14 protein-coding genes are annotated in these 19,591 nt (G+C 75.9%); 3 read left to right on the top strand and 11 right to left on the bottom strand.

Annotated features, from left to right (window positions below):
- Nucleotides 1-178 precede the first annotated feature (178 nt).
- Together topA and ACZ4MO_RS02995 are read right to left on the bottom strand one after the other, a co-directional pair.
- On the bottom strand, nucleotides 179-2,956 hold the full coding sequence (topA, locus tag ACZ4MO_RS03000; protein WP_074810313.1) for a type I DNA topoisomerase: 2,778 nt from the start codon (nucleotides 2,954-2,956) through the stop codon (nucleotides 179-181).
- A 155-nt stretch (nucleotides 2,957-3,111) separates the two neighbouring features.
- A complete protein-coding gene (locus ACZ4MO_RS02995; protein ID WP_255436952.1) occupies nucleotides 3,112-4,206 on the bottom strand; it encodes a phosphatase PAP2 family protein in 1,095 nt (364 codons plus the stop codon).
- Between the two features lie 175 nt (nucleotides 4,207-4,381).
- On the opposite strand from ACZ4MO_RS02995, the gene ACZ4MO_RS02990 reads away from it, so the two are divergent.
- A complete protein-coding gene (locus ACZ4MO_RS02990; RefSeq protein WP_175007615.1) occupies nucleotides 4,382-5,110 on the top strand; it encodes a TetR family transcriptional regulator in 729 nt (242 codons plus the stop codon).
- Nucleotides 5,111-5,114: 4 nt separating this feature from the next.
- Here ACZ4MO_RS02990 and ACZ4MO_RS02985 read toward each other — a convergent pair whose 3' ends face one another.
- From ACZ4MO_RS02985 to ACZ4MO_RS02975, 3 genes are read right to left on the bottom strand one after another with little or no spacing between them, the layout of a single operon-like run.
- On the bottom strand, nucleotides 5,115-8,738 hold the full coding sequence (locus ACZ4MO_RS02985) for an ATP-binding protein (RefSeq protein ID WP_175007614.1): 3,624 nt from the start codon (nucleotides 8,736-8,738) through the stop codon (nucleotides 5,115-5,117).
- Nucleotides 8,738-9,490, bottom strand: a complete 753-nt coding sequence (locus ACZ4MO_RS02980) for a DUF4194 domain-containing protein (protein WP_209828346.1) — start codon at nucleotides 9,488-9,490, stop codon at nucleotides 8,738-8,740. The genes ACZ4MO_RS02985 and ACZ4MO_RS02980 overlap by 1 nt, the downstream gene beginning before the upstream one ends.
- Nucleotides 9,487-11,163, bottom strand: coding sequence for a DUF3375 family protein (locus ACZ4MO_RS02975; RefSeq protein ID WP_175007613.1), 1,677 nt, complete (start codon nucleotides 11,161-11,163; stop codon nucleotides 9,487-9,489). The genes ACZ4MO_RS02980 and ACZ4MO_RS02975 overlap by 4 nt, the downstream gene beginning before the upstream one ends.
- A gap of 338 nt (nucleotides 11,164-11,501) precedes the next feature.
- On the opposite strand from ACZ4MO_RS02975, the gene ACZ4MO_RS02970 reads away from it, so the two are divergent.
- On the top strand, nucleotides 11,502-12,200 hold the full coding sequence (locus ACZ4MO_RS02970) for a vitamin K epoxide reductase family protein (RefSeq protein WP_255436951.1): 699 nt from the start codon (nucleotides 11,502-11,504) through the stop codon (nucleotides 12,198-12,200).
- 84 nt (nucleotides 12,201-12,284) lie between these two features.
- Here the strand turns inward: ACZ4MO_RS02970 and ACZ4MO_RS02965 are convergent, their stop codons facing one another.
- The 6 genes from ACZ4MO_RS02965 to ACZ4MO_RS02940 form a co-directional block, all read right to left on the bottom strand.
- Nucleotides 12,285-13,781, bottom strand: a complete 1,497-nt coding sequence (locus tag ACZ4MO_RS02965) for an alpha-lytic protease prodomain-containing protein (protein ID WP_175007612.1) — start codon at nucleotides 13,779-13,781, stop codon at nucleotides 12,285-12,287.
- 117 nt (nucleotides 13,782-13,898) lie between these two features.
- Nucleotides 13,899-14,870, bottom strand: a complete 972-nt coding sequence (locus ACZ4MO_RS02960; RefSeq protein ID WP_074810329.1) for a LysR family transcriptional regulator — start codon at nucleotides 14,868-14,870, stop codon at nucleotides 13,899-13,901.
- A gap of 42 nt (nucleotides 14,871-14,912) precedes the next feature.
- The gene (locus tag ACZ4MO_RS02955; protein WP_175007611.1) at nucleotides 14,913-16,604 is read right to left on the bottom strand and encodes a DUF7059 domain-containing protein; all 1,692 of its coding nucleotides are present in this window, start codon (nucleotides 16,602-16,604) and stop codon (nucleotides 14,913-14,915) included.
- A gap of 119 nt (nucleotides 16,605-16,723) precedes the next feature.
- Nucleotides 16,724-17,254, bottom strand: a complete 531-nt coding sequence (locus ACZ4MO_RS02950) for a hypothetical protein (RefSeq protein ID WP_175007610.1) — start codon at nucleotides 17,252-17,254, stop codon at nucleotides 16,724-16,726.
- Nucleotides 17,255-17,362: 108 nt separating this feature from the next.
- The gene (locus ACZ4MO_RS02945) at nucleotides 17,363-17,977 is read right to left on the bottom strand and encodes a hypothetical protein (protein WP_175007609.1); all 615 of its coding nucleotides are present in this window, start codon (nucleotides 17,975-17,977) and stop codon (nucleotides 17,363-17,365) included.
- Nucleotides 17,978-18,060: 83 nt separating this feature from the next.
- The gene (locus ACZ4MO_RS02940) at nucleotides 18,061-18,771 is read right to left on the bottom strand and encodes a DUF981 family protein (RefSeq protein WP_021482095.1); all 711 of its coding nucleotides are present in this window, start codon (nucleotides 18,769-18,771) and stop codon (nucleotides 18,061-18,063) included.
- 95 nt (nucleotides 18,772-18,866) lie between these two features.
- On the opposite strand from ACZ4MO_RS02940, the gene ACZ4MO_RS02935 reads away from it, so the two are divergent.
- On the top strand, nucleotides 18,867-19,502 hold the full coding sequence (locus tag ACZ4MO_RS02935) for a TetR family transcriptional regulator (protein WP_175007608.1): 636 nt from the start codon (nucleotides 18,867-18,869) through the stop codon (nucleotides 19,500-19,502).
- Nucleotides 19,503-19,591: the final 89 nt, after the last annotated feature.

Raw genomic sequence — 19,591 nt, 5'->3', positions numbered from 1 at the left:
GGGGTCCGCCCTCCCCACCTCGTCAAACCCCCCCCCCCCCTTCCTTTCCCCCCCACCCCGCGGCACTTCCCCCCCAACCGGGCGATCTAGACTATTCCCCCACCCCGCCCCCCCCACGATCGCCTGGTCGACCGATGGGCGACGGGTGACGGTGACGGGTGACGGCCGCGAACGGCCGCTACTTCTTCGCGGCCGTCTTCTTGGCGGGGGCCTTCTTCGCGGCCGGCTTGCGAGCCGTCGTGCGCTTCTTCGCCGGGCCCTGCGCGCGCTTCTCCGCGAGGAGCTCGATCGCCTGCTCGGGCGTGATCGACTCGGGCGTGACGTCGCGGGGCAGCGTGCGGTTGGTCTCGCCGTCGGTGACGTACGCGCCGAACCGGCCGTCCTTGACGACGATCGGCTTGCCGCTGTTCGGGTCGTCGCCGAGCTCGCGCAGCGGCGGTGTCGCGGCACGCTGGCCGCGCCCTCGCTTGGGCTGCTTGTACAGCTCGAGCGCCTCGTCGAGGGTGACGGTGAACATCGACTCCTCGTCGGGCAGCGACCGCGAGTCGGTGCCCTTCTTGAGGTACGGGCCGTAGCGGCCGTTCTGCGCCGTGATCTCCTCGCCCGACTCCGGGTCCGTCCCGACGACGCGCGGCAGCGACAGCAGGCGCAACGCGTCGTCGATCGTGATCGTGTCCAGCGACTGCGTCTTGAGGAGCGACGCCGTGCGCGGCTTGGGCTGCGCGGCCTTCGCCTTCTTCTGCGCGGCGGCCGAGAGGCTCGTGTCGATCGGCGGGAGGTCGAGCACCTCGGTCACGTACGGGCCGTAGCGGCCCGCCTTGGCGATGATCTCGTGGCCGGACACCGGGTCGGTGCCGAGCACCTTGCCGTCGTCGGCACCCGCGGCGAGCAGCTCGCGCGCCTTGGCGACGGTCAGCTCGTCGGGGGCGACGTCGTCGGGCACGGACGCGCGCGGCGGGTTCTCGCCCTCCTTGACGGGGACGGAGAGGTCCTCCACGTACGGTCCGTAACGCCCGACGCGGAGCTGGATGCCCTCGCCGATCGGCACCGAGTTGATGCCGCGCGCGTCGATGTCGCCGAGGTTCGCCACGAGGTCGCGCAGACCCTCGGCGTCCTCGCCCTTCGCGGCGTCGCCGAAGTAGAACTCGGTGAGCCACGCGACGCGGTCGCGGCGCCCGGCGGCGATCTCGTCGAGGTCGGCCTCCATGCGTGCGGTGAAGTCGTAGTCGACGAGCCGGTCGAAGTGCTCCTCGAGCAGCCGCACGACGGCGAACGCGAGCCAGCTCGGCACGAGCGCCTGCCCGCGCGACAGCACGTACCCGCGGTCCTGGATCGTCGAGATCGTCGAGGCGTACGTCGACGGCCGCCCGATCCCGAGCTCCTCGAGCGCCTTGACCAGGCTGGCCTCGGTGTACCGCGGCGGCGCGGACGTGGAGTGCCCGTCGGCGGTGAGGTCGTCGGCTCGCAGGGCGTCGCCCTCGCTCATCTGCGGCAGGCGCGCGTCGTCGTCGCCCTTGGCGCCGACGACGGGCGCGTCCTCCGCGTACCGGTCGACGTCCGAGCTCTCCTCGTACGCGGCCAGGAACCCGCGGAACGTGATGACGGTGCCCGACGCGGCGAACACCGCGTCGCGGCCCGCGACGTCGCCCGCGGCGGACGAGAGGGTCGCGCCGAGGCGGACGGACGCCGTCGACCCCTTCGCGTCCGCCATCTGCGACGCGACGGTGCGCTTCCACACGAGCTCGTAGAGCTTGAACTGGTCGTCGCTCAGCTCGCGCTTGACCTGCGCGGGCGTGCGGAACGAGTCGCCCGCGGGGCGGATCGCCTCGTGCGCCTCCTGCGCGCCCTGGTTCTTCGCGGCGTAGACGCGCGGCTTCTCCGGGACGAACTCGGGGCCGTAGAGCTCGGCCGCCTGGCGGCGGGCGGCCGTGGTGGCCTCCGCCGACAGCGACGGCGAGTCCGTACGCATGTAGGTGATGTAGCCGTTCTCGTACAGCGACTGCGCGGTGCGCATGGCCTGGCGCGACGACATGCGCAGCTTGCGGCTGGCCTCCTGCTGGAGGGTCGACGTCGTGAACGGCGCGGCGGGACGGCGCGTGTACGGCTTGGTCTCGAGCGACCGCACGGCGAACGCCGCGTCCGCGAGGCCCGTCACGACGGCGCGCGCCGTCGTCTCGTCGAGGTGCGCGACGCCGTCGCGCGCCGCCGCGGGCTTGAGCTGCCCGCGGTCGTCGAAGTCACGACCCGAGGCGACGCGCTTGTCGCCGAGCTGCACGAGCCGGGCGCCGAACGCCTTGCCCGCGTCCGGTGCCGAGGCGTCGGCGTGCTCGAAGGTCCCCGTGACGTCCCAGTACTCGGCGGGGACGAACGCCATGCGCTCGCGCTCGCGCTCGACGACGAGGCGCGTCGCGACCGACTGCACGCGGCCCGCCGAGAGCCCCTGGGCGATCTTGCGCCACAGCACCGGCGAGACCTCGTAGCCGTAGAGGCGGTCGAGGATGCGACGGGTCTCCTGCGCGTCGACGAGGTGCTCGTCGAGGTCGCGCGTGTTCTGGAGCGCCCGCTGGATGGCCTCGCGCGTGATCTCGTGGAAGACCATGCGCTTGACCGGCACCTTGGGCTTGAGCGCCTCCAGGAGGTGCCACGCGATGGCCTCGCCCTCGCGGTCCTCATCGGTCGCGAGGTAGAGCTCGTCGGCGTCCTTGAGCGCGCGCTTGAGCTCGGCGACCTTCTTCTTCTTGTCCGCGTAGACCTCGTAGTACGGGTCGAAGCCGTGGTCGACGTCGACCGCGAACTTCCCGTACGGGCCCTTCTTCATGTCCGCGGGCAGCTCGGACGGCTGCGGCAGGTCACGGATGTGCCCGACGCTCGCCTCGACCTCGTAGTCGTCGCCGAGGTAGCCCTGGATCTTGCGAGCCTTGGCGGGCGACTCGACGATCACGAGCTTGCGTGGCATCCGATCCTGCTTTCGTCCGTGCGTACGTGTCCGTGGCGGGCGCTCCCTGCCCGACGGCGGCGGGCCCCGCCGGGGCCCGGCGACCCGGGACGACCCTCCGGTCGCCCGCCGTGGCAGCCTACGACGTTACTCCCGTCGCGCCAGCCGCACGCACCCTACCCCCGAACGGGACGCGGGTCGGGGCGGGCTGTGGACTGACGGACCAGGAGCAGCACCGCGAACGCCGCGGCCGTCACCGCCAGCACCCCCGCGACGCCGCCCGCGTAGGCCGTCACCTCCTGCGCCGCCGTCGTGCCCCAGGTCGCGGGCGTCGCACGCAGCGCGAGCAGCGCTCCGACGCCCGCGGCGGCCGCGCCGAGCAGGAGGAGCACCGCCGTGACGGTCGAGCCGGGCGTGGGCCCGGCGCCCGGGTCGAGCGCCGAGCGCGGCGTGAAGACGCACACGAGCGCGGCCCACGCGAGGACCACGAGGACGGCGGCGACGACGTCGCTCGGGCGGTGCCACTGGCCGACCAGGGTCGAGATCCCCGTGGCGGCGGTGTACGCACCCCCGAGGACGGCGACGAGCGGCCGCGCCCCGCGCGGCACGACGAGCAGCAGGGCGGCCGCGACCGACCCCGCGACGGTGGTGTGGCCGCTGGGCAGCGAGTTCTCCCAGTGCCAGCCGCCGATGAGCTCCTCGCGGCCGAGGAGCGAGTGCTTCACGAGCTGCGTCGTGACGTTCGCGCCGACGACGAGGAACGCGACCTGCACCGCGAGGCCCCAGCGGCGGCGCAGCAGCGCGATGCCCATCGCGGCGCCCAGGCCGCCCACGACGAACGCGACCGAGACCGTGTCGAGCACCGGCTCGGCGACCGCCCAGAGCTCGCCCTGACCGGTCACGGCGCCGTCGAAAGCCGCCCGCTCGAGCATCTGCCCGGCGAACGTGTCGACGAAGAACCGCCACACGAGCCACGCCCCCGCGACCGCGAGCAGCGCGACGACGCCCGCGACCACGCGCGAGCCCGTGCTCGGCCCGCCGGGCCCCGGGACGGCGTGCGCGTGCGGCATCCTGCGCGGCGCCGGGGCGGAGGGACCGCCCGCGGCGGTCTGCGGGACGGGCGGGTACGGGGTCCCGGGGGGCGCTGCCGCAGGCGGCGGCGCGGCCGCCGGTCCGGGCGTGGGCGGCATCGGCTGCGTCGCCGGGAGCGGCCGCGTACCCGCCCCGCCGCTGGTCGGCAGCGGCCGGGTCGGGGCGTGGTCGGAAGGCATCCCACCACCGTAGAGGACGCGTGTGCGCATTCGGGGAAGACGGCGGGAAGAGCTCCGGGCGCTGCCTCGGACCGGTCCGGCCTCGTGGTCCGGACGCCCCGGTCGACGGTCACGGTCGACGGTCCCGGTCGACGGTCCCGGACGAGGCGCCGCGGGCCGCCAGTAGGGTGACGCCATGACCGACGCCTCCCCCGCGCCGAGCGCCACCGACGACGCCGACGGCGACGCGAGCGGCCCCGCGTCCTCCCCCGGTCCGCGGCCCGGGCGCCCGCGCCCCGGGACGGCGGAGCGCAGGGAGGAGATCCTCCGCGCGGCGACGCGCGTCTTCGGGTCGCGGGGCTACCACCAGGGCTCGCTCGCGGAGGTCGCCGAGCAGGTGGGGATCACGCACGCCGGGGTGCTGCACCACTTCGGCTCGAAGGAGCGCCTCCTCACCGAGGTCCTCGCGGCCCGCGACCGCGACGGCGTCGCGCACCTCGAGGGGCAGCACATGCCGGCCGGGCTCGACCTGTTCCGGCACCTCGTCGCGACCGCGGCGGCCAACACCGAGCGCCCGGGGATCGTGCAGACCTACGCGGTCCTCACCGGGGAGGCCGTCACGGACGACCACCCGGCGCGCGCGTGGGTCACCGCGCGCTTCGCCGGGCTGCGCGCCGATGTCGCCGGCGCGCTCCGCGAGGTCGTCGAGGAGCGGCGGGCCGCGGGCGACGAGACGGCCGCCGTGCCCGACGACCGCGCGCTCGACCTCGCCGCGTCGACGATCATCGCCGCGATGGACGGCCTCCAGACCCAGTGGCTGCTGGACCCCGACGCCGTCGACCTCGCGGAGGCGACCGCGTTCGCGATCGAGGCCGTCCTCGCCGCGACCCTGGCGGGCGCCCGGCGGCCCCGCCCGCTCGCCTGACGCGCTACGTCGCCACGCTCTCCGGCAGGGTCTCGGGCACCGCCTCGACCGCGCGCTCGGCGCCGCCCTCCGAGGGCGCGGCGTCGCCCTCCCGGCGGCCCTCGCGGTACGCGGCGATGGACAGCGTCCGCAGGCGCGACGACCGGCCGGTCGGGTTGTCCACGAACCCGACGGCCGAGATGTACGGCTCGATGACGTGGATCTTCTGCAGCGGCGTGACGATGAGGAGCTGCAGCCCGAGGCGGCGGAACAGCTCGAGCGCGAAGCGCGTCGACTCGTCCGACCCCCGGCCGAACGCCTCGTCGATGACGACGAACCGGAACGCCGTCGACCGCACCGCGCCCCAGTCGAGCTTGAACTGGTAGGCGAGCGACGCCGCGAGCACGGTGTACGCGAGCTTCTCCTTCTGGCCGCCGGACTTGCCGCCGGAGTCGGAGTAGTGCTCGTGCTCGGAGTCGTCGGCGCGGGACCGCTCGGACGCGGAGAGCACGAACCAGTTGCGGACGTCGGTCACGCGGCGGCGCCACGCCTCGTCGAGGTCCGTCATGCCCTCGCGGCCGCGGAACCGCTCGACGAGCGCCTTGACCCGCAGGAACCGGTCCTCCGAGTACGACAGCGCGCCGTCGGCGAGCGACCCGTCGCCCTCGGCGAGGGCGCGGTCGTCCTCGGCGAGGATCCCGTCGCCGTCGGTGCACGCGCGCAGGTCCTGCTGGAACTCGCGCACCTCGAGGTTGGGCGTGCGCGACATCTCCAGGCGGATGTACCGGCCCGGGTTGTAGTCGATCGCGCGGAGCGAGTCGTTGATCGTGTCGATCCGGTCGCGGATGACGTCGGCCTGCTTGGCGAGCTCGGCCGCGAAGCCCGCGATGTCGCGGATCGCGTTGGTGTTGAGGTACGCCTTGAAGTCGGCCTCGAACCGCGGGAGGTCGTCGCGCACGAGCCGGTCGTGGATCTCGCGGTAGCCGTCGGCCGACCGCACGTCCGCGTCGAGCTCCGCGGTCTCGACGGGGTACGCGGACCGGAACGAGGCCATCTGGCCCGCGATCCGGGTCCCGAGGTCCGCGCGCTCGCGCTGCGCCTGCTCGGCCTCGGCGGTGAGCCGCGAGCGCACCGCGTTCTCGACGGCGTCGAGGTCGGCCGCGCGCGTCGGGCCGTCGGCCCCGCCGTCCGGTCCCGCGCCACCGAACCCCGCGAGCTCCCGGTCGAACTCCGCGGCGAGGGCCGCCGTCGTCTCCGCGTCGAGCGTCTCGCCCGCGCCGTCGAGCACGGCACGCGCCCGTTCGCGCGCCGTCCGCGCCTCGTCGAGCGCGTGCCGGTCGGCGCCGAGCGTCGCGACGACGCGGTCGCGCTCCGCCTCGAGCTCCGCCTGACGGCGCGCGTTGTCGTCGAGGAGCGCCGCGAGGCGGCCGAGCGCGTCGCTCGCCTGCTCGAGCCGCCGCTTCTCCTCGGCGAGCTCGGCGATGCGCGCCGTCTCGGCGCCGCGGTCGAGCTCGTCCCAGTCGCGGTAGACGTCGAGCCGCCCGAGCGCGGCGGAGCGGGCCTGGAGGGCCTCGCGCGCGGCGGCCGCCTCGTCGCGACGCCGTGCGAGCGCGTCGCGACGCGCCGTGACCTCTGCGGCCTGCTCCAGCAGCGCGTCGATCTTCGCCTGCGTCGACCAGCCCAGCACGTAGCCCCGGCGGTCGTCGACCGCGCGCGTGTCGTTCTTCTCGTGGTGGTCCGGCGAGTGCTTGACCTGCCCGGCGCGCGTGATCGCGCGCGGGAGGCGGCGGAACGCGTCGAGGTCCGGGGCGCACGCGTGGTCGGCGCGGCGCTCGAGCTCGGCCTCGACCCAGGCCGTGAGGGTCGGCGCGTCGTCGAGGCGGCGCACGTCGAGCAGGTCGGCGAGGAGCGGGACGCCGTCCTCGCGCGGCGCCGGCCGGGCGGCGGGGACGCGCTCGGGCACCCGGTGGTAGACGAGCCGCAGGCCGAGGTGCTCGCGGTCGACCCACGCGGACACCGCGTCGTAGTGCGCCGCCGGCACGAGGAGCGAGAGCGCGAAGCCGCGCAGCACGCGCTCGGCCGCACCCTCCCAGTCGGCGTGCTCGGGGCGGACGGCGAGCAGCTCGCCCACGAACGGGACGTCGCCCGGCGCGAGCCCGACGCCGGCGCACAGCCGGTCCCGGACCTCCAGGTGGGTGCGCGGCAGGTTGGACCGGCGGTCGGCGAGGCTCGCGAGCTCGGCCTTGACGTCGGCCGTCTCCTGCTCGACGGCGCGGACCTGCGCCGCGACCTCGCTCGCGTGCTCCTCCGCCCGGGCGAGCTCGTCGCGCACGCGCACGGCGGCGTCGTCGGCCTCGCGACGGAGCGCGGCGAACGCCTCGGCGTCGACGAGCGCGGCGGCCACGCGTGCCGCGCCCCCGACGGCGCGCGTCCCGCTCGCCTCGGCGCCCTGCGCCGCGCCGAGCGTCAGACCGGCCGCCGCCGCGTACCCGGCGAGCTGGGCGACGCGGCGCTCGCGCGCGGCGCGCTCGACCTCGCGGCGCGCGACCTCGCCCTCGATCGCGGCGAGCCGGTCGCCGCCGTGGCCCGCGCGCTCCAGCTCGAGCCGCTGCCGCTCGGCCCCGAGCAGCCCGAGCTCGTCCACGAGCCGGCGGCGCCGGGCCTCGCCGTCGGCCACGCGCTCGTCGAGGGCGCCGATGAGACCGTCGAGGTCCGCCACGCGGCGCGACGCGGTGAACGCGCGCAGGGCGTCGCGGCGCGCGACGAGCGCGTCGGCCCGCTCCCCCAGCGCGTCGTGCGCGTCGCAGTCCGCCAGCAGGGGCGCGAGCCGCTCGATCTGGGCGGTGGCCCGCACGACGGCGTCGTGGGCGCTCGTCAGGTCGTCGAAGTGCGCGACGAGCCGGTCCGTCCAGCGGTCGGCGTCGAACGGCTCGAGCATGTGCTCGCGCACGAACTCGCCGAGGTCACCCACCGACTTCATCGACACCGTCTGGTGGAACAGGTCCATGGCCTGCTCCGACGGGATGCCGAGCAGGCGGCGGAAGTCGCGCCCGTAGTCGGGGAAGTGGTCGCGCACCTGCGCGCCGGACTCGCGCAGGCGACGGCGCAGCGCCGCGACGTCGCCGCCGAAGCCCGCGAAGTCCTCGGTGATCGTCAGCGGACGGTCCGCCGTGACGAAGAAGCGGTCCGGCTGGCCCGCCTGGCCCGGGGCGAGCCAGAACACCTGCGCGAGCGTGACCTCCTGGTCGAACCCGCGGTTGGAGAACCTCCCCAGCACCACCGAGTACGTGCCGCGCTCGCGCAGGCCCACGTGGCGCGTCGTGCCCGTCGCCTCGTCGCGCTCCGACTTGTAGTGCCCCGCGACGTACGACCGCAGCGACCGCTCGCGCGCGCCCGCCCCGGCCGCCTTGTTGTACGAGATCCGGTGCGACGGCACGAGCAGCGTCGTGACCGCGTCGACGATGGTCGACTTGCCCGAGCCGATGTCGCCCGTGAGGAGGGCGTTGCGCCCGTCGAGGTCGAACGCCCACACCCGCTGGTCGAACGTGCCCCAGTTGAGCACCTCGAGGCGCTCGAGCCGGAACCCGGCGCGTGCGTCGAGGTCGGCCGCCGGGTCGTGCAGCTCGACCGCGCTGAACAGGCCCTCCATCACGCCACCGTCCTCGTCGTCGTGCCCGCCGTGCCCGTCGCCAGGCCTGTCCCCGCGCCGGCCCCGGCGCGCGCCCCCGACCCCGGGCCGCCGCCGTCCGCGGCGAGCTCCAGGTACTGCGCGAGGCGCGCGTCGAAGTCCGCGAGCCACTGCGCGTCGACGAACGCCTTGAGGATGCGGCGCACCTCGTACCGCCGGGCCTCCCCGTCGGCCGTGTCGCCGCCGTCGGGCGACGCAGCACCGTCGGGCCCGTCCGGGTCCGGGCGACCCGCGGGGCGCAGGAAGCCGAGCTCCACGACCCGCCGGACGAGCGCGTCGACCCGGTCCACGAGCCGCGCCTCGTTCGCCGCGGCGCCCGCGTCCTGGGTGAGGAAGACCCGCAGCAGGTCGACGATCTCCGAGCGCGTGAGCACGAGGCGCGTCTCGCCGCCCTCCGAGTCCGCCTGCGCGAGCCGCTTGCGCAGGAGGGCGAGCAGCAGGCTGACGTCGAACGGCAGCTCGCGGCGCGGGATCAGGCGCGGCACCCGCTCGTCGCGCTCGTGCTCCGGCTGCGAGCGCAGGTAGGCGTAGCCGTCGCCCTCGTCGACGACGACCTGCAGCCCCAGCATCGCGACGGCGTCGCGCACCTGCGCCTCGCGCGCGAGCAGGTCGCGCCACAGCGCCTCGCCGGACTCGCGGTAGACGACGCCCTTGAGCAGCGACGTCACGACGACGGACAGCTCCGGGTCGCGCGCGGTGCGGGTCGTGCTCACGGGGTCTCCTCCGGGCTCGGGTCGGGGACGGCGTCGGGTCGTGCGTCGGGGTGCCGGGCGGGGGGTTCGCCGGGCGGCGAGCCGCTCGTCCGCCGCGCGTACGTGACGCGGGGCAGGCGCGCGACGCGCACCACCGGGTCCGGCGCGCCGTCCTCGGCGACGGGCCCCGCCGGGGCCTCGCCCTCCCAGCGCACCTCGTCGGTGCGCTCGTCGTCGTGCACGACGACGAACCGCGGGTCCTCGAGCGACAGGTACGTCACGAGCTCGGCCAGCCCGTGCTCGAGCGGGGCCTCGGCGAGCAGGTCCGCGAGCGCGACCTCCCCCGGGCCCCCGGGCCGCGAGAGCGTCGCGCGGACCGTGCGCGCGAGGCGCTCCGGGTCGACGTGCACCTGGTCGTACAGCGCGTCGACCTCGAAGTCGTCGTCGCCGACCTCGACGTGGTCGGAGTCGAGGCGGGCCGTGGGCCGCGGCGTGAAGAGCGGCCGCTCCGTCGGCAGCACGACCTCGGGCGCGACGGCGTCCACCGGCATCCCCGGCGGGGCACCGGCGCGGCCTGCCGCGCGGGCGACGTCGCGCGCGGCGAGCGCCTTCGCCTCGACGCCGCGCAGGATGTCCATGACCCGTCGGTTCTCGAGCCACACCTGGTCGTCGAGGAAGCGACGGAGCTGCTCGGAGAGGGTCCGCACGGTCGCCTGGGTCCGCTCCCCGGCGTCGAGCCAGTCGTAGTGGACGCGGCGCAGGCGCCGGTGCTCCTGCTCCCGGGCCGCGGCCTGCGCGGCGGCGTCCACGACCGGGCCCGGCGTCCCGGGGGCCGGCCGGACGACGTCGGGCGCGATCGCGTCGAGGGACTGGACGCGGTCGACGAGCGCGGCGAACTCCTCCTGGCGGCGCCGGTCGAGGAGGAAGTCGTAGAACGCGTGGAACGACCGCCCCTGGTCCGACTCCGCGATGGCCGTGCGCGACCGCACGACCTCCTCGAGCAGCTCGCCCTTCGCGCCGTCCCAGCCGGTGATGCGCTCGCGCAGCTCCCGGTCGAGGGAGCGGAAGTTCGCCTCGACCTCGCGGAAGTCGGAGAGCAGGTCGGCCGCCGTCTGGGTGAGCTGCTGGTAGCGGTCGCGCTGCGCCGCCGCGTCGAGGACAGCGACGCGCCCCGCGCGGACCTGGGCGATCTCGTCGTCGATGGCGGCACGGCGCTCCTCGAGCTCGCGCAGGCGCTCCGCCGGGTCGGTCTGCGTGCCGACGGCGAGCTGGCGCAGCAGCTCGAAGACGGTGTTGAGCCGCGACTCGGTGCCGACGAACCCGCGCCCGCGCAGCGACGCGACCCAGCGAACGGCCTGCTCGACGGCGGGCGTCGCGTCGTAGTGCGGCTCGGCCGAGCCGGGCGGGTACCAGGCGCGCAACCAGCCCTGGTCCGGGTGCGTCCAGTGGTCGACGTACGCCTGCGGGGCGCGCGGGTACCGCGGCTCCGTGCCGGAGGCGCGCGCGGCCCGGCCGTCGACGGCCCACAGGTGGTCGTCGAGGCGCGCGACGAGCTCGCTCTCCGGGATGGCGCGCACGTTGTCCTCGACGAACAGCGTGCCGAGGAACGAGAGCACGAGCGGCGCCGTGTCCGCGCGCAGGAGCCGCCACGCCGCGCTCGACCGTCGCAGGGAGTCGACGTCGTCGTGCTGCACGCAGGTCCTCTCGGGCGGGGTGGGTCGGTGCCCGGCGGCGGCCGGGGCGCGCCACACGCGGGGGCGCCCCCAGATCTTAGGGCGGACCGCCCCCACCGCCCCCACGACCCACCGCGGGCCGCCCTCCCGACGGGCTCGGCGGGCGTCCGACCGGGCGGCCCGGGACCACCCGAGAAGCGCCCCGGATCCGGGACCATGGTCCCTGTCGGGGCCGCCGCGCGCGTTCGTACGCTGGGGGCGGCGCCGGGCCGGCAGCGCGCCCACCCTGCCGGCCGGCGCCACCTTCTGCCCGCCCGCCGGACCGATCCGGCGGGGCCCCGCGGACCCGAGGACCGCCCGTGACCGGAACGACCACCGCGCTCGCGGACGACGCCCGCTCGGCCGGCCCGACGGCGTCGGGCACCACGCCGGACGCGGGCTTCGACCCCTTCGCCCGGCCCACCGGCTGGACCCACTCCCGCTCCGTGCTGTTCGGCGAGATGCTCCTGTTCGGGCTGCTGAGCCTCACCGCGGCGTTCGTGCTGTCGTACGACGCCGTCCTCCTCGCCGGGGACCCCGGCGCGGTGCTGTCGTGCGACGTCAACACCGTGCTGTCGTGCGGGACGGTCGCGCAGTCGTGGCAGGCGCAGGTGTTCGGCTTCCCCAACGCGTTCCTCGGGCTCGTCGCGGAGCCGATCGTCATCACGACGGCGGTCGCGGCGCTCGGTGGGACCCGCTTCCCCCGGTGGTTCCTCTTCGCCGCGCAGTGCGTGTACCTGCTCGGGGTCGTGTTCGCGTACTGGCTCTTCTACCAGTCGATGTTCGTCATCGGGGCGCTGTGCCCGTGGTGCCTGCTCATCACGGTCTCCACGACGCTCGTGTTCGCGTCGCTGCTGCACTGGAACGTCCTGGAGGACAACCTCTACCTGCCGCGCGGCGCCCAGGCGCGCCTGCTCGGGTTCGTGCGGTCGGGCGCGTACGGCTACCTCGTCGCGGCGTGGCTCGTGGGCCTCGCCGCCCTCGTGCTGCTCAAGTACGGCCCGGCGCTGCTGGCCTGACGGCCCGCGCGGCCGAGCACGAGGCTGCTCCCGGGAAGCGGACGGGAACGACGGCAACCTCGTGCTCGGCGCGCGGCGGGCGGGTCAGGGCGTCGTCGCCCCCAGCGTGTAGGCGCCCGAGCCGGAGTACGCCTGGACGACGAACCGGTAGTAGCCCGCGGCCCCCGAGTAGGAGACGGACTCGTTCGCGCCCGGAGAGGTCGACTGCGCGACCGTCGCCCACGTCGACCCGTTCCAGCGCTGGAGGTAGAGGTCGAAGTCGGCACCGCTCGGACCGCTCACGCACGCGCGGTGCGTCCCGGCGGCCCCGGCCGTGTAGTACGACCCGTTGGGCTGCACGGCCGTCGTGCCCGCGGCGAGCGACCCGGTGTACGTGCGGGCGTAGCCGCTGCAGCCCGCCGGCGGCTGCGGCGTGCCGCCCCCGCCGTCGCTCGTGACGAGCGTCAGGCCGTACGCCGAGAGGATCTCGCCCACCGGCTGAAAGTACGTCGTCCCGCCGGAGCTGCAGTTCCCGGAGCCGCCGGACGTGACGCCCTGCGCCTGGTTGCCCGCGAGGAGCGAGCCGCCGGAGTCGCCCGGCTCGGCGCACACCGTCGTGCGGATGAGCCCGGTGACGGTCCCCTGCGGGTAGGTGACGGACGCGTTGTACGCCTGGACGGTGCCGCAGTGCCAGCCCGTGGTCGATCCCGACCGGCAGACGGACGCCCCGACCGGCGCCTGCGTCGCACCCGCGACCGCGACGCGGCCGCCCGCGTAGTTGTTCACCGCGCCGACGGGCGTGTTGCCCGCGTCGACCTGGACCCAGGCGTAGTCGTTGCCCGGGAAGCTCGACCCGCGGAACGTGCCCGCCGGGCCGGACGTGCGCGCGCCCGTCGAGCCGCAGTGCCCGGCGGTGACGAACCCGCCCTGGACCGCGAACCCGACGGAGCACCGGCTGCCGCCGCCGATCGTGTACGCGTTGCCGCCCACGACGTCGATCAGCGGGCGTGGGGACTCCGTCGTCTCCTCGTACGCGACCGCGTCGGCGGGCACGCCCGCGGCGGCGACCTGGGCGGCGACGTCCGCCTGCCCGCCCTCGCGCACCGCGACGACGACGCGGTTGCGCGTCACGTCGACGTACCAGCCCGGCAGCGCCGCCGGGTCGTCGGCGAGCGCGCCGTCGAGCGTCGCGCGCCACGTCTCGAGGTCGGCCAGCGTGTGGTCGACGTCGACCGCGGTGGCGCCCTCGGCGCGGACCGTGCGCGCGTCGGCGGCGTCCGTGACGCCGACGTACAGGACGTTCGCGGCGGCGTCGACCCAGGCGCCCGCGTAGTCGGCGCCGAGACGCCGCTCGAGCGCGGCCTCGGTGCCGGCCGCGTCGGACTGGAAGGCGAGGCGCGTCCGTGCGTCCCGCGCGCTGAGGCCCAGGTCGCGCTCCAGCGCGCGCTCCAGGCCGGGGGCCGTCTTGGGGACCGCGCGCACCGTCGCGCGCTGGTCGTCGGGTGCGGGCGTGGCGGCGACGGCGTGCGTCGCGGCCCCGCCCGCCAGGAGCGTCGCCGCGGCGGTGACCGCGGCGAGCCTCCTGCGGAGTGGTCGTGTCATGTCGTCCATTCCCTTCGCCGGGCCCGGGTGGCCCGGTCGAGGCCACGCTAGGGACGCGTCCAGGGCACGCCCAGATCACGATCAGGTCATACGCGGGCGCTATGTGCGAGGTCGCCCCTACGCGGTCTCCACCGGGTGCTCGGCGCGCCACCGCCGGTAGCGGGGCGAGCGCTGCACGGCGTCGCGGTGCGCGCCCGTCGCGGCCCGCAGGACCGCGTCGACCGGGAGGCGGTCGACGGCGTCGCGCCGCCACCCCACGTGGTGCGTCCAGCGCAGCGGGGCACCGTCGAGCGCGACGGTCCGCACGCCCGGCGCGTCGAGGAGCACCGGCTGGACGAGCGCGACCGCGTGCCCGCCACGCACCTGGTCGATGCACGACGTGCGGTCCGACTCCCCCATCGCGCGCGGCGTGAAGCCCGCCCGCGCGCACGCCCCGACGAAGCAGCGCTCGAAGCACCCGCTGCCCGGGGCCGTGAGCCACAGCGCGTCGGCGAGCTCCTCCAGGCCGACGGCGTCGCGCGCCGCGACGGGGTGGTACTCGTCGACGAGCACGAACACCGGGTCGGTGGACACCGCCGTCCACACCAGGCCCCCGGCCGCGGGCGGGGACGCGTCACCGCACATGCCGACGAGCGCGACGTCGAGCGTGCCGCTCGCGAGCCGGTCCGCGGTCTCCTCGACCGACCACGACGTCGCCGTCGTGACGAGCAGGTCGTCGACCCCCAGCGCGCCGGGCAGCGCGGTGTGCAGCCGGCTCGCGAACAACCCGCCGATCGCGGAGCTCACCGTCCCCACGTGGACCCGGCCGACCGTGCCGTGCTCGCTCGTGAGCCGCCGGGCGTCGTCGACCAGGGCGGACATGGCGGGCAGCACGACGCGCGCGTGCCGCAGCACGAGCTCGCCGAGCTCCGTGGGGCGCGCGCCCTGGCGGTCGCGCGTGAAGACGCACCCGCCGAGCGTGCGGTCGATCCGGTTGAGCTGGGCCGTGAGGGCGGGCTGCGCGAGACCGAGCGACGCCGCCGCCTTGGTCACGCTGCCCGTCTCGGCCACCGTCACGATCATGCGCAGGTGCCGCACCTCGAGGTCCATGCCGCCCCAACGTATCGGTGCGGCCGGGGCGTGTCGCGCGCGTCAGCCCACGGGGACGAGGAAGCCGTCGCGCACGAGCCCGCGCACGTCGGGCAGGAGCTCGCCCGCGAGGTCCTCCGCGCCGACCTCGAACAGCGCGGCGATCGCGCCCACGAGCTGCCCCACCGTCAGCTCGCCGTCGCTCGCGCCCACGAGGGCGGCGAGACCTGTGGTCGCCCGCACGGCGCGGCCCAGGCCGTCGCCCTGGCGCAGCAGGACGACCGTGGGGTCGGGCGCGCCGGGCGTGTGGAACCGCTCCTCCGTGACGTCGGGCGCGACGGCGAGCCGCTCGCCCGCGAGGGCCGCGTCGTCGCGCGCCGCGAGCCAGTCGTGCGCCGCGAGCGACGCGGCGAGGTGCGCGCCGAGCGGCTGGCGCACCGACCCGGTGTGCTCCTCGAGCCGCCGCAGCGTCGGGCGGGCGCCCGCGAGCGGACGGCGCAGCGTGACGATGCCGAAACCGACGGCCTCCACGTCGCGCGCGGCGAAGTCGTCGAGCCACGCGCCGTACGCCGCCGCCCATGCCGCGGGCTCGCGCTCGGGGGTCGTGCCGCCGTCGCGGATCCAGGTCTCCGCGTACTCCGCGGGGTCGAGCACCTCGCGCTGGACCACCCAGCCGTCGAGACCGGCCTCGTCGAGCCACGCGCCCACGCGCTCGTCCCACGGGATCCCGCGGCGGTGCTCCCAGTTGCCGAGGAGCTGCGCGACGCCCCCGGGCTCGAGCACGGCGCCGACGCCCGTCACGAGGTCGCGCACGAGGTCGTCGCCCGACCGGCCGCCGTCGCGGTACTCGTAGTCCGGGAGCGCGGCCCCGGCGGCGCGCGGCGTGATGACGAACGGCGGGTTCGACACGACGAGGTCGAAGCGCTCGCCCGCGACCGGCTCCAGCATCGAGCCCTCCCGCAGCTCGACCCGCCCGGCCGGTGCGGCGCCTCCGGGCCCGGCCGCCGGGGAGTCGCCAGAGTCCTCGTCGAACGCGGCGTTGAAGGCAGCGTTGAACGCGGCGAAGCCGAGCGCCCGGCGCGAGATGTCCGTGCCGACGACAGCGCGCGCGTGCCGCGCGGCGTGCAGGGCCTGGATGCCGCAGCCCGTCCCGAGGTCGAGCACGCGCCCGACGGGCGTCCGGACGGTCACCTGGGCGAGCGTCAGGGACGCGCCGCCCGCGCCGAGCACGTGGTCCGGGGCGAGCCGGCGGCCCGTCGCCAGCTCGCCCAGGTCCGACGACAGCCACCACGTAACGGGGCCCGCGGCGTCGGTCGCCGCGTACGGCCGCAGGTCGACGAGCGCGCGCACCGCGTCGTCGTCGCCCGCGCCTGCCGCCTCGACGAGGCCCAGCCGCCGTGCGCCGTCGACCCCCGTGCGCCCGAGCGCCGCGTCGAGGGCGCGCCGGGGCACGTCGTCGCCGAGGAGGAAGAGGGCGGCGAGAGCGGCCGTGGGGTCGGCCTCCTCCCGACCGCGGTCCCGCAGCGCGCGCAGCGCCGGGACGGCCTGCTCGCGGTGCAGCGCGGCGGACGCGACGGGACCGAGCGCGCGCTCGACGCCGTCGACCGTGAAGCCCGCCGCCGCGAGGTCCTCGCGCAGCGTCGCCGCGGCGGCCGCGAGGTCGGCGGGGGCGAGGCCCGCGCCGGGCGGGACGGGGCCGGGCCCGTCCGCGGCGGTGCGCGACGACGGGCTCGGGGTGCTGGAGGCGGGAGGCATGGCTCCATCCTCACCGATCTGCGCGCGGCGGCCGAGGGCCCGCGCCGCCCCGGACGCGACGGACCCCCGGCGCGCCGAGGCGTGCCGGGGGTCCGTCGGGTCGCGGGGGGACGGCGTGGTCAGCAGTTCTGCGTGCCGTAGACCGCGACGTTCTGCGCCGAGGTCTGGAAGGTCTCGTCCGTCATGAGCGACGTGATCGAGGAGATGTCGGCGTTCGCCGGGTCGTCGACCGCGGTCTCGAGCGTGTCGGTGAGCTGGCGGAAGACGCCGGTGACGTTGTCCCAGTCGGTGCTGATCTCGGCCGGGGCCTCGGCGGCCTCGAGCGACGCCGTGAACGTCTCGAACTGCGTCACGGCGGCGGCCGGGTCGCTCGTGTCGATCGAGCTCAGGGTCGTCTGGGCGTCGAGCAGGGCGTCGTAGGCGGTGCAGAAGTCGCCCGACGCCTCGGTGTCGCCGGACTCCTCCTCGGTGGGCTCCTCGGACGGGGTGGTCTCCTCCTCGGCCGACGTGCTGGTCTCCTCCGCCGGCGTGGTCTCGGAGTCGGTGCTCGCGTCGTCGGCGGAGCCACCGCAGGCGGCCAGGCCGAGCACGAGGAGGGCGCTCGTCGCGAGGGCGGTCGTGGTCTTGGTGATCGTCAGTCGGGTGCGCATGACGCCCATGGTTTCCCACGGACGCGCGTCGCGCGCCCTCAAAACGTCGAAGTGGGGACCGCTCCCCATGTGGCCATCGCCACGGGGTGAAGTTCCGGCGGGTGCCGGTCAGCGCGCGCAGCCGGCCCGGAAGTACTCGGTGACGGCCCGGGACGACGACGTGAGCGCCGCCGTGTCGATCCGGCGACCCACACGGTCGATCGCCCGCGACAGCTCGCCCGTGTCCCGCGTGCCCGTGGCCTCGACCTCGTCCGCGATCATCGTGAGGTAGGTCGTGACGACGGCCCAGTCGCGCGCGACCGCCGCGGGCGGGGTGGCCCCGGCGAGCGTGTCGCGGGCGGTGGTGAACCCCTCGACGAGCGCCACGGGGTGCTCCACGGTGAGGTTCACCTGCGCCTTGGCCGCCGCGGCCCACGCGACCTCCGCCTCGCGGCACGCCGGGTCGACGGCGCCCGCCCCCGCGTCCGCGCCGTCGTCCGGCGCGGTGGTCGCGCCGGGGTCCGTCGTGCCGGGACCCGCGGGGTCGGGGTCCGTGCCGTCCGCGGGGTCCCCGGCGTCCGCGGAACCGGGCCCGGGAGCGGCCGGCGGGGGCGGCGCGGCGGCGGGCGCGGAGCCCGGGAGCGACACGACGTCGAACGCCCCGCTCGCCACGACCGCGAGGCACAGCCCGGCGACGACGGCGAGGACCGCGGCGTGGGCCACGGCGCGCACCGGTGATTGCATGGCCCCTATGATGACGCCTCCCGCGCGCGCGAAGAACCCCGCGGGCCGGGCAGGCCCACGGGGTCCTCACGGTCGCCGCGGCGTCAGCCCATCGTGTTGACGATGAGGCCGATGTGGGTGAAGAAGTTCATCGCGCCGAACAGCAGGAACGCGACGCCGGACAGGCCCCAGGCCCACCCGATGACGACCCGCACGACGCGGCGCCCGGAGCGGACCGCGAACGGGAAGAGGATCGCGCCGACGCCCACGAGCGCGATGAGCCCGGACATGAAGATCGCCTCGACGAGCGGGTAGGCGGCGAACGCGCCCGAGATCGGCTCCTCCGGCGGCGCGGCGAAGAGCTGGTACGTCACGCCCGCGATCGCGATGGCGACGAGGCCGAGGCCCATGCCGAGCACGAACACCGAGACGGGGCGCGCCACGGCCTGCAGGTGCTCGGTGGCGTCGGCCCGCTCGAGCGCGGCGCGGCCGCGCGTCCACAGGTAGAACGCGGCAGCGAGGAGCAGCACGCCGAACGCGAGGCTCGTCTCGCCGAAGATGATGTTGTCGAACGGGAAGCCGCCCGCGGCGAGCGGCCACGTGAGCGTCATGTGCAGCCCGGTCGCCGTGAGGATCGTGCCCAGCACGCCGAACGCGAGCGACCAGCCCTCGACGACGATCTTCCCGGGCGCCCGCAGGAGCTCGCGGCCGAGCATGACCAGCAGGATCAGCCCGGCGCCCACGGCGACGGACATCACGGTGTTGTAGGTGGGCATCTGCGCCCAGTCGATGACGAGCCCCTCGGCGGCGACCATCCTTCTCCACTCCTCGTTCGTTCCACGGGCCGCGCTTGCGGTCCGAGGGCGATAACCATACGCGCGTATAGGTTATTCCTCACTACGATGGCCGCGTGGACGACGCTGCGGGTGCCCGGGACCGGTCGGCGACGAGCGGCGCGCGAGGCGCACGCACCACGGTGCAGGGGCGCAGCGCGCAGCGGCAGCGCGCGATGGCCGACGCCGCCGCGCACCTGCTCATCGACCAGGGCTTCGCCGCCGTGACCCATCGGCAGGTCGCGCGCGCCGCGGGCGTGCCGCAGGGTTCGGCCTCGTACTACTTCCCGACGAGCGCCTCGCTCGTCGCCGCGGCCGTCGAGGCCGCGGAGGACGTGCGCGCGACGGCCGCGCAGGAGCACGCCGACGCGCTCGCCCACCGGCGTCGCTCGAGCACTGCGACGGCGCGCGAGCTCATCGAGACGCTGTACGCCCCGCACGTGGACGACTCGGTGGTCGACGTGCGTCTCGACCCCATGCTCACGGCCATGCGGGACCCGGCGCTGCGGCCGATCATGCGCGCGTCCCGCCCGCGCCTGCTGGCCGCCGCACGGACGGTGCTCGACGCGTCGGGCCACGAGCACGTGACGGACACCGACCTCGTGGCGCACGTGGTGGACGCGGCGCTGCTCTCGGGGGCCGCGGCGGAGGACGGCCGCGTGCTCGACCACGCGACGCGGACCGTCGCGCGCTTCCTCGACCACTGGCGCTGAGCTCGCAAACTTACTGACCAGTTACTTGGTTTCCCGGTAGAGTGGCGACGCCCGGTCCGCCGACGCCGCACGCACCCGCGGCGCCACCG

The organism is Sphaerisporangium cinnabarinum (assembly GCF_055567015.1).
This window is presented reverse-complemented; position numbering and strand designations above follow the sequence as displayed.

What these genes read in the sequence shown, in the direction of transcription:
- topA (WP_074810313.1), bottom strand. Translation starts at nt 2,956, where the DNA reads ATGCCACGCAAGCTCGTGATCGTCGAGTCGCCCGCCAAGGCTCGCAAG.
- ACZ4MO_RS02995 (WP_255436952.1), bottom strand. Translation starts at nt 4,206, where the DNA reads ATGCCTTCCGACCACGCCCCGACCCGGCCGCTGCCGACCAGCGGCGGG.
- ACZ4MO_RS02990 (WP_175007615.1), top strand. Translation starts at nt 4,382, where the DNA reads ATGACCGACGCCTCCCCCGCGCCGAGCGCCACCGACGACGCCGACGGC.
- ACZ4MO_RS02985 (WP_175007614.1), bottom strand. Translation starts at nt 8,738, where the DNA reads ATGGAGGGCCTGTTCAGCGCGGTCGAGCTGCACGACCCGGCGGCCGAC.
- ACZ4MO_RS02965 (WP_175007612.1), bottom strand. Translation starts at nt 13,781, where the DNA reads ATGACACGACCACTCCGCAGGAGGCTCGCCGCGGTCACCGCCGCGGCG.
- ACZ4MO_RS02960 (WP_074810329.1), bottom strand. Translation starts at nt 14,870, where the DNA reads ATGGACCTCGAGGTGCGGCACCTGCGCATGATCGTGACGGTGGCCGAG.
- ACZ4MO_RS02955 (WP_175007611.1), bottom strand. Translation starts at nt 16,604, where the DNA reads ATGCCTCCCGCCTCCAGCACCCCGAGCCCGTCGTCGCGCACCGCCGCG.
- ACZ4MO_RS02950 (WP_175007610.1), bottom strand. Translation starts at nt 17,254, where the DNA reads ATGCGCACCCGACTGACGATCACCAAGACCACGACCGCCCTCGCGACG.
- ACZ4MO_RS02945 (WP_175007609.1), bottom strand. Translation starts at nt 17,977, where the DNA reads ATGCAATCACCGGTGCGCGCCGTGGCCCACGCCGCGGTCCTCGCCGTC.
- ACZ4MO_RS02940 (WP_021482095.1), bottom strand. Translation starts at nt 18,771, where the DNA reads ATGGTCGCCGCCGAGGGGCTCGTCATCGACTGGGCGCAGATGCCCACC.